Source organism: Paenibacillus sp. lzh-N1, from assembly GCF_002872435.1.
Lineage (GTDB): Bacteria > Bacillota > Bacilli > Paenibacillales > Paenibacillaceae > Paenibacillus > Paenibacillus polymyxa_C.
The window spans coordinates 2,831,164-2,844,976 of record NZ_CP025696.1 but is presented as its reverse complement, the minus strand read 5'-3'; the positions used below and the strand labels follow the sequence as shown (position 1 = coordinate 2,844,976).

13 protein-coding genes and 1 other annotated feature (1 of these 14 cut by a window edge) are annotated in these 13,813 nt (G+C 45.8%); of the genes, 4 read left to right on the top strand and 9 right to left on the bottom strand.

Annotated elements, in window-relative coordinates; all coding sequences use genetic code 11:
* Positions 1-24: 24 nt before the first annotated feature.
* From C0638_RS12915 to C0638_RS12890, 6 genes are all read right to left on the bottom strand, one after another.
* Positions 25-504, bottom strand: a complete 480-nt coding sequence (locus C0638_RS12915; protein ID WP_013372920.1) for a DUF456 domain-containing protein — start codon at positions 502-504, stop codon at positions 25-27.
* A 50-nt stretch (positions 505-554) separates the two neighbouring features.
* Positions 555-1,304: a Cof-type HAD-IIB family hydrolase gene (locus tag C0638_RS12910; protein WP_013372921.1), complete on the bottom strand. Its 750-nt coding sequence runs from the start codon at positions 1,302-1,304 to the stop codon at positions 555-557.
* A gap of 81 nt (positions 1,305-1,385) precedes the next feature.
* On the bottom strand, positions 1,386-3,464 hold the full coding sequence (locus tag C0638_RS12905) for a peptidoglycan D,D-transpeptidase FtsI family protein (RefSeq protein WP_102163526.1): 2,079 nt from the start codon (positions 3,462-3,464) through the stop codon (positions 1,386-1,388).
* Between the two features lie 183 nt (positions 3,465-3,647).
* On the bottom strand, positions 3,648-5,729 hold the full coding sequence (locus C0638_RS12900) for a peptidoglycan D,D-transpeptidase FtsI family protein (protein WP_102163524.1): 2,082 nt from the start codon (positions 5,727-5,729) through the stop codon (positions 3,648-3,650).
* Positions 5,730-5,749: 20 nt separating this feature from the next.
* On the bottom strand, positions 5,750-6,901 hold the full coding sequence (locus C0638_RS12895) for a transglutaminase domain-containing protein (protein WP_040102935.1): 1,152 nt from the start codon (positions 6,899-6,901) through the stop codon (positions 5,750-5,752).
* A gap of 16 nt (positions 6,902-6,917) precedes the next feature.
* Complete coding sequence (locus C0638_RS12890; RefSeq protein WP_040102934.1) at positions 6,918-7,400, bottom strand: hypothetical protein; 483 nt, start codon at positions 7,398-7,400, stop codon at positions 6,918-6,920.
* Positions 7,401-7,623: 223 nt separating this feature from the next.
* Here C0638_RS12890 and C0638_RS12885 point away from each other — a divergent pair, with 223 nt between their 5' ends.
* Positions 7,624-8,793, top strand: coding sequence for an MFS transporter (locus C0638_RS12885; protein ID WP_040102933.1), 1,170 nt, complete (start codon positions 7,624-7,626; stop codon positions 8,791-8,793).
* A 415-nt stretch (positions 8,794-9,208) separates the two neighbouring features.
* Positions 9,209-9,550 carry a toprim domain-containing protein gene (locus C0638_RS12880; RefSeq protein ID WP_040102932.1) on the top strand — a complete coding sequence of 114 codons (342 nt, stop codon included), beginning with the start codon at positions 9,209-9,211 and terminating at the stop codon, positions 9,548-9,550.
* Positions 9,551-9,640: 90 nt separating this feature from the next.
* Here C0638_RS12880 and cyoE read toward each other — a convergent pair whose 3' ends face one another.
* Positions 9,641-10,585 (bottom strand): heme o synthase, encoded by a 945-nt coding sequence (cyoE, locus tag C0638_RS12875; RefSeq protein WP_013372928.1) that lies wholly within the window; start codon positions 10,583-10,585, stop codon positions 9,641-9,643.
* 203 nt (positions 10,586-10,788) lie between these two features.
* Here cyoE and C0638_RS12870 point away from each other — a divergent pair, with 203 nt between their 5' ends.
* The gene (locus tag C0638_RS12870) at positions 10,789-11,772 is read left to right on the top strand and encodes a metal-dependent hydrolase (RefSeq protein WP_025674151.1); all 984 of its coding nucleotides are present in this window, start codon (positions 10,789-10,791) and stop codon (positions 11,770-11,772) included.
* A gap of 251 nt (positions 11,773-12,023) precedes the next feature.
* On the opposite strand, the gene C0638_RS12860 is transcribed toward C0638_RS12870, so the two are convergent.
* Positions 12,024-12,245 carry an alpha/beta-type small acid-soluble spore protein gene (locus C0638_RS12860; RefSeq protein ID WP_013311857.1) on the bottom strand — a complete coding sequence of 74 codons (222 nt, stop codon included), beginning with the start codon at positions 12,243-12,245 and terminating at the stop codon, positions 12,024-12,026.
* Between the two features lie 120 nt (positions 12,246-12,365).
* Between C0638_RS12860 and C0638_RS25355 the strand changes: the two genes are divergently transcribed.
* Positions 12,366-12,533, top strand: coding sequence for a hypothetical protein (locus C0638_RS25355; protein ID WP_016324694.1), 168 nt, complete (start codon positions 12,366-12,368; stop codon positions 12,531-12,533).
* Positions 12,534-12,576: 43 nt separating this feature from the next.
* Here C0638_RS25355 and trpS read toward each other — a convergent pair whose 3' ends face one another.
* Entirely contained in the window at positions 12,577-13,566 is a 990-nt protein-coding gene (gene trpS / locus C0638_RS12855; protein WP_058710786.1) for a tryptophan--tRNA ligase, read from the bottom strand.
* Positions 13,567-13,621: 55 nt separating this feature from the next.
* Positions 13,622-13,813: a binding site (T-box leader), on the bottom strand (it continues 66 nt past the right edge of the window).

Sequence of the window (13,813 nt, the reverse complement as noted above, 5' to 3'; positions counted from 1 at the left end):
AAATCATAATAAACGAATCTCTGGTTAAAACACCCAAATCAAGAATACAATAATCATGGCAAGCTGCAAAATTACTTTCATCACGGTGCTAGTAAATAGGCCCAAGACGGAGCCAAAGCCCACTTTTATAGCTCGATCCAGCGGGGCTTTGCCAATCAGCTCACCCAGCACAGCACCGATAAATGGTCCCAAAATCAAACCGAATGCTGGAATAACAAAGGGGCCAATTATGATTCCCACAGTACTAAGGATCGCTGACAAACGCGAGCCGCCAAATCGCTTGACTCCCCACGCATTCACAGCATAATCCGCAATAAAAAGGGCAACGACGATTAGTGTTTGTATAATCCAAAACAAAGCATTGTATGGAGCAAACGAGAAAAACCAGCCGTATACAAAAAATGCAAAATAAATGGCGAGCGCCCCCGGCAATACGGGATACACCGCTCCCGCCATGCCCACAATGAACAGTACAATGACAACAATCCAACCTACAACGTCCATGGGCCTCCTCCTTCTCGTCTATTCATCTTGCTTGTGCACTATTCATTTTATTACACAAGCACATAATCTCGAATCACTTCTACAATGCCGTCCTCATTATTCGAAGCCACAACCACATTAGCGGCTTCTTTTACCGTATCCTGAGCATTCCCCATCGCTACGCCCAGTCCAGCCGCTTGAATCACAGCCAGGTCATTCAAACTGTCGCCAACGGCAACCACCTGCTCCATGGTAATGCCGAGCAGGTCGCACACTTCAGCGATGCCACTGGCTTTGGATATACCGGCCGGATTAATTTCCAGATTCGTCATCGAAGAATTGGAAATTTCAAGTCCTCCCATCTCCTGAAGCTTGAGCAAAATTTGATGGCGAATTTCGTCATTTTCCGTATTAAAACCGAATTTGAGCCATTCCTGTGTGTCCAATGTGTCCGGCCAACGATCTCTGTTGTATAACTCCTCGGTTGAGTAAGCCCAGAACCAAGAGCCTGTTTCTACGGCAATCTGGTGCATCTTGCGAATAAGCTCCTTATCAAGTAAATAGCGGCGCCACAATTCGTGAGGTGATTTCCATACTTCACTGCCGTTTACAGTTACCATTGGCGTCTCCAGGCCGAGTTGCTGACCGTAAGGTAAAGCATGCATCGCTGCACGTCCGGTGGACAAGCATACATGAATCCCTTCCTGAATCGCCTTATTAATCCAGTTAATCGTTTCCAAGCTTATTTCATGATTATCATTCAGTAAAGTTCCATCCATGTCGAGCGCAAGCAGTTTGTATTTATATTGGTTTTCTCCCATGGTCTCTCTTCCTCCTGTTGTCCCTTATGTCCAACGACATTTTACCATGAAAAAGAGAAGCCCACAAAAGTATTCAAGTCCTTATTTCGCTACCAGAGGCTTTTTAGGATTACCATCAAGCCCGTATACTTCGTCATACGCATCAAATATTTTACGCGCAACCGGTCCCGCACTCGTCGCACCAAAGCCCCCTTCAGGAATGATAACCGCTACAGCCAGCTTCGGATTTTGGCGTGGAGCAAAAGCGATGAACACCCCGTTATCTTTAACCGTACGTCCCACCACCTGCTGAGAAGTCCCCGTTTTGCGGGCATAATCATAGGGAAATCCGTTAAAGGCTTTAACATCGGTAGCCATGCCGCGAATCACAGTATTCCAGTACGTATCTGAAAAAGCGACCTCATTCAGCACCTTCGGCTTAAACTCACGTACGAGATTCCCCTGGTCATCCACAATTTTACTGACTAGATGAGGCTGCATTCGCTTGCCCTTGCTTGCCAGCACAACTGTATACTGAGCCAGTTGCATCGCTGTATATTTCCCCTGTTGACCAAAAGATGCCTGTACCAAACGTGTTAGTGCACTTTCATGCTTGCTGGTGTACTCCAGTCTGCCTGCCCACTCGCCGGGCAGATCGACTTCCGTCGGTACGCCTAGTCCAAATTCCTTCATATACTTGTCCCATATATCAATTCCCTGATGTAGCCCTGCATTGCTGCCGTATTTAGCATATAGCGGCTTGCCCACCATATCGACCATGAATGTATTCGATGAGAACTCAATTGCCTTGCTAGGTGTCAGAGGACCATACACATGTCCGCCTGAATTCCCGACCCGACTGGAACGATTTTTGCCATAGTACGCACTCCCCGTATCCTGATAAGTTTGTCCAGGCGAAAATAGATTTTCCTTCAACCCAATCAGCACAGTTAGGGGCTTAATGGTTGAACCCAGCAGAACCGAGGATTCCGGGTGCGGACCCACTTTTCCACTAGGTACAGATTTAATGGTTCCGTTCCCCATTTTATGCTGAATATCGTCGTACACTGAAGGCGATGCACTTCCTGTTTTCCATACATTAGAGTCATAGTCCGGCATACTGGCCATCGCTACGACATGCCCGGTCTCTACCTCCATCGCTACAGCGAAGCCAGTAGTTGCATCCTGATGAAGTTTACCCGATACGGCATGGGTACGAAGCCAGCGGAGTTGATCCATAATCGCCTGTTCAGTTTTTTGTTGAATTTCCTTGTTGATGGTAGAGTACAGATGATGACCTTTCGCTGGAGGTGTAAGGGATCTAATGCCCTCCGGCATGCTGCGAGGGTTAACCTCTACCGTCTTATAGCCATTTTTTCCTCTCAGCTCATCTTGATACTGAAGCTCCAAACCATCATATCCGACAATTTCGCTTTCCGAATATACCTGTTCCGGTCTTAAGACCTCCGAATTAGCTTCATAGAGCTCTTTATATTTGGGCCGGTTCGTTCGAGCTCCTTTGAACTTGTACATATATCCAATCGTTTGCACTGCCACCCGATCCGGGTCATAATGGCGTACACTTTCTTCTACAACCTCTACACCAGGGAACTCTGTCCGATGTTCCAGAAAATAAGCGATTTCCTCCCGACTCAGGTCGGATTTGACCAAACGTGGGGTAAATCCCCTATATTGATTATAGTCCGGGTCCAGTCGCTTTTTTATTTCCTCTGCATTAAGCTGCTCTCCTTCGGTACGACCCAGTTCGTTTAATTTGGCAGCAAGCTTGGCAGCAAAAGCATTAAGCTCAGGGAGCAGCTTTTCCCCCGGTTTGCGATCTTTCTCCGTACGTTTGCTATAATCCTTAGATAAAGTTACATACAAGGACTGTACTGGAGTCGAATACGCCAGCTTAAACGTACCTGTGGAGTCATAAATCGTGCCGCGACTCGGGGTTAGGGGAACATTTTTTGTATTTATGGATTGCTGCTGGCCCTTCAGCTCCTCTGATTGTATAAACTGCAATACAGCTAGTCTGGTAATGATCAGGGCAAACAGCACAAAAACACTAAAAAACAGTAGGTTGGTTCGTAAAACCGTCCGCTTTTTTCGTGATTCAGCATTCTCTTCATCATTTTTCTTTTTGAATGAAAACTTTTTATCCAAACTTCCTCTGTCCATATTTGCTGGTCATTACTCCTTCCAATAAGGTCTCCTATTCCTGATCCTACCATATTGAAAGCAAGAAACGATGAAATCCATGGTGACAATTTTGTAAGAAAACGTATAAAGAACACAAAAAAAGCTTTCCTCAGCCAAAAGGCTAAGGAAAGCTTACATGAAAAAAATATCTGTATAAAATAATTATGGCTGTTTGACTGCATTAGAATCGGCTGTCGCTGCATCCTTTTTCTTAGGAACACCGTCCAGACCGTACACTTCGTCGTAAGCATCAAATATTTTACGTGCCACAGGTCCGGCGCTCCAAGCTCCGAAGCCTCCTTCAGGAATGACAACTGCTACTGCAAGTTTAGGATTCTGGCGTGGTGCAAAGGCGATAAATACCCCGTTATCTTTTAGTTCTCTGCCTACACTCTGCTGAGATGTCCCCGTTTTGCGAGCAAAGTCATACGGAAAGCCGTTAAATGCGCTAACATCTGTTGACATCCCGCGTATGACTTCATTCCAGTATGCATCAGGAAATTTCACCTCATTTAGCACCTTCGGCTTAAACGTTTGAACTACATTACCGTTGGTATCTTTAATTTGACTGACCAAATGCGGCTCCATCCGTTTGCCCTTTGTTGCAATCATCGTTGTATACTGGGCAAGCTGCATAGGTGTATATTTACCTTGTTGACCAAAGGATGCATATGCCAGTCTGGAAAGGGCTGATTCTCCTTTATCGGTATATTCCAAAAGCCCCTTGAACTCACCTGGTAAGTCTACTCCAGTAGAAACGCCTAATCCAAACTCCTTCATATAACGATCCCATACGTTAATGCCCTGAGCTTCTGTGGCATTGTTAATGTATTTGTTATATAAACGCTTGCCAACCATATCGACCATAAAGGCATTGGAGGAATGACGAATAGCGGTAGCCGGGTCCATTGAACCGTACACATGACCAGAGGAGTTCCGCACCCGTGAAGAGTTGTTCCGTCCGAAATAAGCTGCTCCTGTGTCTTGATAGTACGTATTTGTTGTAAATAGTCCTTCTTCCAATCCAATAAGAACAGACAGCGGTTTAATAGTTGATCCGAGAAGCACGGTAGAATCTGGGTGTTGTCCAGATTGGCCTGAGCCAACGTTCTTTATTGTAGCGTTTTGATACACATGTTTTATTTCTTCATATTTGTCTTTTGAAATCGTACCCGTTTGCCAATAATTCGCATCATAATCCGGCATACTGGCCATCGCGACTACATTCCCTGTATCCACTTCCATGGCTACAGCAAAGCCTGTTTTGGCATAAGGATGAGTCTTGCCAGACACAGCGTGTGAATGGAGCCATCTCAATTGATCCGTAATGGCTTCTTCTGTTTTAACCTGAATCTCTTTATTAATAGTGGAATAAATGTTGTTCCCCTTTTGCGGAGGAGTAACAGAATCTACACCCTCCGGCATATTGCGCGGATCAATCGGAACCGTTTTATAACCATTTTTCCCTCGTAACTGTTCCTGATATTGATATTCCAGTCCATCAAAGCCAACAGATTCGTTATCCATATAGATGAGGCCCGGATCATTTTCAGCTGACATGGATTTTTGAATATTCTTATATTTATCCAATGTTTCACGCGCACTTTTGTAACTTTTAATATAACCGACCGCTTGAACAGCTACCGTATCAGGATCGTAGTGACGTACTGTTTCCTCTACAACATCTACACCCGGAAACTCACTTTTATGCTGCATAAAATAGGCAACTTCATCTTTATTAAGATTCGTTTTAATCAGACGCGGCGTAAAACCGCTAAATCGCTGATAGTTCCGATCCATAGCGTCCATAATTTGTTCTGCCGTCATTTTTGGCTCATCTTTATTACCATATTGGGCAAATCGATTTGCCAGCTTTTGTGTCATGTTTTCCAGCTCAGGCAACAGCTTTTTATCAGGCTTACGCAACTGCTCCATGTTGTCACTATAGTTCTTGGAGAGCGTGATATACAGCGATTGTACAGGTGTCGAATACGCCAGTCTGTTCTGCCCGGTTGAATCATAAATCGTTCCGCGAATCGGCGTAAGTGGTACATTTTTGGTAACATTACTGGCCTCCTGCTGTTTGAGCTGAGGCCCATCTACAAATTGAAGTATCGCCAATCTTACAATAATGACTGTAAATATAATGAACGAGCTGAAAAAGAACAGATTGATCCGGAAGCTAAATCTTTTTCGGTCGGATGTCTCATTGTCTTTTCCTTGCTCGTTGTCCATCTTTCTCATGTGCCCTTTTCCACTCCTTCTTAAATCACTTTATCCTTGATATGTGTTTGGGCAAAACCTGGCGGGTTAAACCAGTCTCCACTTTGTGCCCAGGTCGGGTCCAGCGGTACCCACTGATCCTGTCCGCTCAAATATACCTCATTCCAGGCATGGGACCCGTATCCTCCCTGTCCGTTGTATCCAAGGCCTGTTACAACCTTGACCTGTAGTCCCTGCGAACGAGCCATCATTGAGTAAAGGCGGGCATAATCAATGCACACTCCTTTACGTGTATCAAACGTATCTCTGGGAGTCTGTTCATGCCAGTCACCACGTTGCTCATAGGCTTCCACCTTACTGTAATCATAGCTAATACGGGTGCCTACCCATTCATACAACGCTCTGGCTTTTTGCTCGTCACCGCTAGCCCCTTCTGTAATCTTGGCCGCTGCCTGAACGATATCGCTTGGAATGTCCCGGTCGATTATTTCATATTTGCGCTGCATGATACCATTCAATTCCTTGGTAACAGCCTGCGTAAATACGGGCAGCTTATCCTTAATTAGAGTCCCGGACAACGGCTCAATGACCGATTGCGCACCTTGCTTATAAATCGGCGAAGCTTGTACGTAGCTGCTAAACCCGCTGTCTGGATACAGACTTACGCCTATGAACAGCAGGGCTATGATCATCATGGCGCGAGCTCCACCAATAAGAGTACCTATGCCGGCCCCTGCCACCCTGCTGAAAAAGCCCGATTTCTTTTGATGCTCATGGAGGGAGGAATCTGATTTGCCACCTACCATCAACACATAAATGGCACGCAGTATAAACTGGGCAATAGCATAACTGAGCATGAACAATACGGCGAACCGCAGCAGCGGAAAACCCTCTATCCCCGCCACAAGCGTATAATAGAATTGCTCAATCCCACTTAGTTTTCGCTGTGGCAAATGCTCCATATAAGCTGCCAGCCATTGTTGCACCTTCGGTGAAAGCCACATGGCTAACCCGAGCGAGCACAAAATGCCCGCCACAGTGAGTATGCCATCCACAATGAGACTAAACAGCGCACCTACAGATCTGGAGGCCCCTCGCCTCCACCCCTGTATCAACGACAATGCTACGATGGCGATCAGAAACACCGTCACGCCATTCCAATGAAGAATAGACTCCAGCCAGGATGGATTCATTGTGTTCCTCCTGTCTCTACGGCGACTGTGGCTGCTGTACAGCAGCCAAGTCTTTCGCGCTTTCGATATATTTCTTGACTGTGTCACTCATACTCCATTCGCCCAGCGACATTCCCTGAAACCATACCTTGACCTTGTCCCCCTCAAACGGACCCTTTACTTCCAGGTTGGAGCTGGTCACTGTAAATGTACCATCTCCGTTGGAGGTGTATTTGGCATTTTTCCCCTCTTTTATCATCATGTTCAAAGCCTCGCTCTGAACCTTGTTAATTGCATCATCCTTTGCCTGAGTCACGACCTTGCCAACCTGTTCAAAGGAAATACCACTGTAGACTAGCAAGCCTGCAATCACAACAATGACGATCAGCCATTTTACGAGAGTTCTTACAATCTTCAATATGACTAACAATAGGACAAGCCCAATCACTATATACAGCCAGTTATCCTGAACGATCTGCCAATTATGTTCCAAAAACTCTGACCAGACGTTCTTATCCATTCGCTACACTCCCGTTTCCAACTACATGATTCAAATTGCAAAATTGTCTCTGTAATTATACATGATTACGCAATGTCCTGTCAGCTTAGGTCTTATACATACCTTGTCATTCAATTCTTGTCCATACAAAGTGGTCTATGTTCGTCCAATCTGGCGTACAACTTAGGAAGGGCCAATTACGAAGTAACATGAAAGTTTACATTAAGAAAGGGGGGTCATTCACATGAAAACAGCCCTCTGGCTGTATCTCTTCTTGTTCATTGCCTTTTTTGATCTGCATGCACAATATCCTATTTTGACACCATTCGCCATCTCTCTGGGGGCAGCCCCTACCTTTATCGGTTGGATGATGGGGATTTATTCTCTAACTCACCTGCCTGGTAACTTGATGGCAGGTCCGAAAGTCGACAAACACGGCAGTCGCCGATATATTATGTTCAGCCTGACAGCCGCAGGCCTCATCCTGATCATTCAATCGTACATCCATACACCGTGGGAATTACTTTTTCTGCGTGCGATTAGTGGCTATGTGTTGGCCTTTTTATCTCCAGCCTGTCTGGCCATGCTGGCGCAACTGTCTGATCATCCGGTTACCCAGGGCAAATATATGTCGGGACATGGTGTCGTCCACACGTTGGCCTCTGTTCTATCTCCTGCCGCAGGCGCATTTATCGTTGCCAGCTTTGGCTTTAGCGAGACATTTAGTTCCCTTGGTATCATTCTCGTAATCACGGGGCTTATGGCTTATTTCACCTTACCCAAAAAGGCATCCGCTCCACAGGCCCAATTATCTGATGGTCATACGACACCTGCTCCACTCTCGGCAGCACAGACGCGGTTACCATTCAATTGGCGTTACCTGCTTCTACCTTTTGTTTTGGCGTGCGCACAAGGCATTTTATTTTACGAGATCCCATTACGAAATAACGGTTCTGCGTCCATGATGTCCACCGGATTGCTCTTTTCCATCATCAGTTTGGGAGCACTCTGTACGCTCAGTTTGCTTTTTCTGAACAAATATTCACCGATGGTAAGGCTACTTTGCGGCATTATTCTGATGTCTTTAAGCTTCTACGCACTCGCCACTACGCCCGAAGCGATAATAGGCATTATCCTGTTTATTTTGGGAACAGCCAAAGGCATCATTTTTCCAGCGCTGGCCTCTCTCTTCATACGGATTGGAGGTGCTCGATTGGGCAAAACCTTTGCCCTGCAATCCATTGCAACGTCTATCGGCTCCTTTGCCGGGCCTGTACTGGCGGGTCAGCTTCCGGATCACATATCTCCTTTTTTTATCGCATTTCTGATTCTGATGACTGGCCTGCTATTCGTTCCCATTCAGCGATTATCTCCTACACCACCACTATCTGCCTCGGGTCCTTACCATTCCTAATTACAACTAAGGGGACATGGTAAGATACTACCTTTAAAGCCCAAAATACGTTCTAGAGGGCATACGCACAGTACCTAATCCCCTACTCAACATAGACTAATTTGACTGAACAATTTATTTACAAAGGGAGGTGCAGCCCGTGAGCCACTGTCATCCTGTAAGCCCTTGCCCTGTTTTCGGCACTTCGACTGGTACCATTCTTGTTCTTTATGTTCTGCTCGTCATCATTCTTCGTACTTGCTGGATCTGATGTCTGATATGCCCTAATATGCTGACTATGTACCTATGCCTGCCACTTCTGGCAGGCTGTTTTGTTGTTTTTTGCATGAGAACCCCTTTTAGAGCTAAACTATACACATATTCTTTCATTTCCCGGGGAATTTCGAGCACAGGCATCAAGCAAGGGGTGAGCAAAATGGCGATAACCGTGATCGTCGAAGGAAAAAATGACCGCAGTAAACTCCGCCGATTACTCGATCCGGAGGTCAACATTTTATGCACCTTCGGTACACTAAACTCTATAAAATTGGAATCCCTCCGCCAGCGGACTAAGCATGACGAAATATATTTATTTATGGACAACGACAGCTCAGGAAAAAAAATAAGAGGGGTGCTTGCAGACGCTTTTCCAGATGCACTTCATATGTATACACGCAAAGGCTATGCTGGTGTAGAAGGTACTCCGGATGAATATGTGATTGCCCAGTTGGAAAAAGCAGGGCTTGAGGAATACATTATATACCCTCCTGTTCTTTAGTCCTGTAAATAAAAAAGCTGTCCTCAGGTCAATTTCATGCCTGTTGGACAGCTTTATAGTGCACCATCACCAATCCCTCTAAGATTGGTATTAGAACTTATGAACCGTATCAACAATCATCAGCAAGAAGCTGAGTGTCAAATGGTTAATGGAAAAGAAAAATACTTTTTTTGCCCAAGAATCCGTTTCTTCTTCCTTAATCGTAAAGCCTTTAAAGGCATAAAACGCCCAAAGCACGGACAATAACACGGACACGATCATAAAAATCATACCGGCATATCCATAAGCATACATAAGGATGGGTACCGGAATCAGCAGCACAATATAAGGAATCATCTGAATCTTAGTCCGATGGATACCTTTCACGACTGGCAACAATGGAAATCCTGCTGCGCGATATTCCTCGACTCTGCGAATGGCAAGTGCCCAGAAGTGAGGCGGTTGCCATAAGAACAGTAGTGCGAATAAGAGCCAAGCGCCCATATCAATACGGCCCGATGCGGCCACATAACCAATTACCGGAGGCATAGCCCCAGAAATACCGCCGATGGATGTACTCCATGTAGACGAACGTTTCAACCAGAGCGTATAGATGCCAACGTAGACAATCATACCTAATATGCCCAGTAGCCCTGCCTTCACACCAGAGAAGGAGAATAAAACAGCCAATCCGACGATGCCCAAAATAATAGCGTATGACAGCACCGTTGTGGGGGTCAGACGCCCAGTCGGCAGTGAGCGATTACGTGTCCGCTCCATCTTCAAATCCAACTCACGGTCAAAGTAGTTGTTAAAAACACAAGAAGATGCCATAACCAACATTGTACCTAGAAGTGTAAGAATTAACTTTATATAGTCAACGTCCCATTGCGATGCTAACCAAAAACCACCGAAGGCTGCAACCAGATTAGTACGAAGGATGCCTGGCTTGGTAACTGTAATAAAATCTTTCCAAGTGCCCGCCTTGCCGGGTGGTTTAGATTTTACAGAATAGGTAGCCGCATCCGAAGAAGTCTTATAACTAATATTATCCATTGTGAGTAACTCCCCCTTAGAGATGTATGAATTCGGGAGTAAGTTGAACTCCGATATAAATTTTATCATATACCTACCCCAAAAAGTTTGACAGAAAACGCACAAAACGTTCACAATTCAGATGGCAAATCACCCCTGTTGATCGTTTACAGTAAATTTGGGTAGTAATAAGTACAGGAAACAATACAAAAGGAGCGACAGATATGGATACAGCCACACACTTTGTCATGGGAGTCGGGTTGGCCGGGCTGGCCTATACTGATCCTGTCGTCGCCGGAGATCCCAAGCTAGCAGCAGTCATACTGCTCGCTACAGTCGTAGGGTCACAAGCTCCGGATTTTGATACCTTGCTTCGGTTGAAAAATAATGCAGCCTATATTCGCAATCACCGTGGACTGTCGCATTCTATCCCCTTCTGGTTGATATGGATCTTGTCCATAACGGGACTGATTTGCCTGATCTTCAGGGATGTGCCCCCGGGTCATGTAGCATTATGGGTAACGATTGCCGTCTGCCTGCATGTATTCACAGATTTATTCAATACGTACGGAACCCAGGCATTTCGGCCGTTCACGAATAAGTGGATATCTTGGAATATCATCCATATTTTTGACCCCTTTATTTTCGGCACTCATGTTGCTGCGATAATGCTATGGGTCACCGGATTGGTTCCGCCCGCTCCCTTATTTATTACGCTGTACGTCATTATTGGCCTCTATTACATTTGGCGAACCTGGAGTCATTTTATTACCAGAAAAGCGGTACGTGATATGGACAACAAGCGTCAGGAAGGCGACACCTATTATATCATTCCCACGGTATCATGGAACCGGTGGCATGTGGTAAAAGCTCATCAGAATGGAAGCTATGACATTGGCGGATTAAATGGTAAGCATTTATTTTGGACGAAACACGCAACTCCATCCACACACCCAGCCGTAGAAGCCTCTACATCCTATCGCGACGTGCAAGCATTTCGCTATTTTTCTTCCTTTGCCGTTGCCGAGGTGGAAGAACTGGAGTGGGGTTATATTGTGCGATGGGGAGACGTCAGGTATCGCCACCGGAGGCAATATCCATTCGTGGCGGTGGTCGCGATGGATAAGCAATTCGGACTGATCAACAGTTATATCGGATGGCTCAGTGACGAAAAAATGCAAAAACGTCTTTCCCTGCATACGAATTAAAAATATTTACAAGCTAACAATAAGCCGCAGTGAATTACAGGCAGCAAGTCTCCCTTAAACGGGGGCTTGCTGTTTTTTTGACCATTCCCGTAAAAAAAGCATCTCATGTAAGCGCCCTCTTGACGAAGCAGACTGACGTGATTCACAATGGTCATAAGCATGCGCAAAAAAATCCGGAGCATGATCGCTCCGGATTTCCTTCATCACAGCTGCTCATAATACAGCTTCCAAGATGGGAGTGTTTATGTGTATTACTGCAAGCGGCTGCTGCCCGACAAGGATTGTTCTGCTTGTTGGACCAGCTTTTTCGTGATGTATCCCCCAAGAGAACCTGTTTCGCGGGAAACGACATTACCGAAGTAACCGTCCTGAGGGATGGTGATGCCAAGTTCTTGAGCTGCCTCATATTTTAATTGTTGTAAAGCGGCGTTGGCCTGCGGTACTTGCAGGTTGTTTGAACGACGTCTGCTCATATTTGAATCTCCTTTCAGTTCTTTGTGAGTGAGGTTCATTGCAAGCTTGCAAGATTATTATGGCTCACTTACATCTACTTATTCCTGAAATTCAACATTCGAAGGCTGGAGGTTTTTACCATGAGCAAAGGTCTATCCCTATGGTTCGCCGTTTCATCCATTGTCCTGCTGACAGCAGCCGCTATATCCATCAGCTATTCTGCATGGCTTGCTATATTACTGGGGCTTTTATCTGTCGGCAATATCGGCTGGGGCTTCGTAATCAAGGCCCGACAACGTCGCTCTTAAGTCAATTTGTAGAAGACCCCATCTGTCTTGTCTTCAATAGGCTCTAGCGTACACGTGGCAAAAAGCCCATACGCTCTTTGACAGCAGACAGCGTGACTTCAGCAGCTTCTTGAGCACGCTCTGCGGATCGGGCCAAAATATGTCCAATTTCACCGGATTCCCGGATATCGCGATAGCGCTGCTGAATCGGTTCAAGCATAGCTACAACCGTCTCTGCCAGTTCTTTTTTAAATGTCCCGTACATTTGGCCTTCATAACGATCCTGCACTTCTTGGAGCGACAAACCGGAACACTGGCTGTAAATGCTCATTAGATTACTAATTTCCGGTTTATTGGCCGGATCATATTTAACTTCACTGCCCGAATCGGTAGTGGCGCGGCTGATTTTTTTGCGTATAACTTTCGGATCGTCCAGCAGCGCAATAAAACTGCCTGCATTCGGATTACTCTTGCTCATTTTTTTGGATGCATCATCCAGGGACATAATTCTCGCCCCTACTTCAGGGATATACGGCTCGGGAACAGTAAAATAATCTCCATAACGGTGATTAAAGCGGCCCGCCAAATCCCGTGTCAGCTCCAGATGCTGTTTCTGGTCATCACCTACTGGGACAAGATCCGCATTGTAGAGCAAAATGTCGGCTGCCATTAACGACGGATATACGAACAGCCCTGCTCCTACGGAATCCTTGCCAGCAGACTTGTCCTTAAACTGAGTCATACGTTCCAGCTCGCCCATATTCGTCAGTGTTGTCATCAACCATCCCAGCTCAGCGTGCTGAGGAACATGGGATTGTAAAAAGACGTTGGATTTCTCTGGGTTAATACCCGCTGCGATAAATAATGCCGCCACCGCCTCCGATTGCTCGCGTAATTGAGCTGGTTCCTGCGGTACGGTAATCGCATGAAGATCTGGAACCATAAAGTAACATTGGTGATCCTCTTGCAATTTCACAAAGTTTTTCATTGCGCCGATGTAATTACCCAAAGTAAGTTGTCCACTAGGCTGAATACCTGAAAGTACGGTTTTCATATTCTTCCTCCTCCGTTTATTTCAATATTTTAGAACGCAAAAAGGCCCCGCATCCTCAAGGGACGCGAGACCGTGGTACCACCCTTATTCATTGCCGTCAGCCTATTAGTTGTCGGAGCTATCCCCCGTGGCCGCTGCAATCTTAAAGCTCCGTTAACGGGGAGCAATCGGCCGTCATACTGAGGAAAGCAAAATCCTGTTCTGTGCGGCACTCCAAGGTCCATTCAGCAGTGCAGACTCACCGGTT

Coding starts and splice junctions, on each gene's coding strand:
- C0638_RS12915 (WP_013372920.1), bottom strand. CDS start 504: ATGGACGTTGTAGGTTGGATTGTTGTCATTGTACTGTTCATTGTGGGC.
- C0638_RS12910 (WP_013372921.1), bottom strand. CDS start 1,304: ATGGGAGAAAACCAATATAAATACAAACTGCTTGCGCTCGACATGGAT.
- C0638_RS12905 (WP_102163526.1), bottom strand. CDS start 3,464: ATGGACAGAGGAAGTTTGGATAAAAAGTTTTCATTCAAAAAGAAAAAT.
- C0638_RS12900 (WP_102163524.1), bottom strand. CDS start 5,729: ATGAGAAAGATGGACAACGAGCAAGGAAAAGACAATGAGACATCCGAC.
- C0638_RS12895 (WP_040102935.1), bottom strand. CDS start 6,901: ATGAATCCATCCTGGCTGGAGTCTATTCTTCATTGGAATGGCGTGACG.
- C0638_RS12890 (WP_040102934.1), bottom strand. CDS start 7,400: ATGGATAAGAACGTCTGGTCAGAGTTTTTGGAACATAATTGGCAGATC.
- C0638_RS12885 (WP_040102933.1), top strand. CDS start 7,624: ATGAAAACAGCCCTCTGGCTGTATCTCTTCTTGTTCATTGCCTTTTTT.
- C0638_RS12880 (WP_040102932.1), top strand. CDS start 9,209: ATGGCGATAACCGTGATCGTCGAAGGAAAAAATGACCGCAGTAAACTC.
- cyoE (WP_013372928.1), bottom strand. CDS start 10,585: ATGGATAATATTAGTTATAAGACTTCTTCGGATGCGGCTACCTATTCT.
- C0638_RS12870 (WP_025674151.1), top strand. CDS start 10,789: ATGGATACAGCCACACACTTTGTCATGGGAGTCGGGTTGGCCGGGCTG.
- C0638_RS12860 (WP_013311857.1), bottom strand. CDS start 12,245: ATGAGCAGACGTCGTTCAAACAACCTGCAAGTACCGCAGGCCAACGCC.
- C0638_RS25355 (WP_016324694.1), top strand. CDS start 12,366: ATGAGCAAAGGTCTATCCCTATGGTTCGCCGTTTCATCCATTGTCCTG.
- trpS (WP_058710786.1), bottom strand. CDS start 13,566: ATGAAAACCGTACTTTCAGGTATTCAGCCTAGTGGACAACTTACTTTG.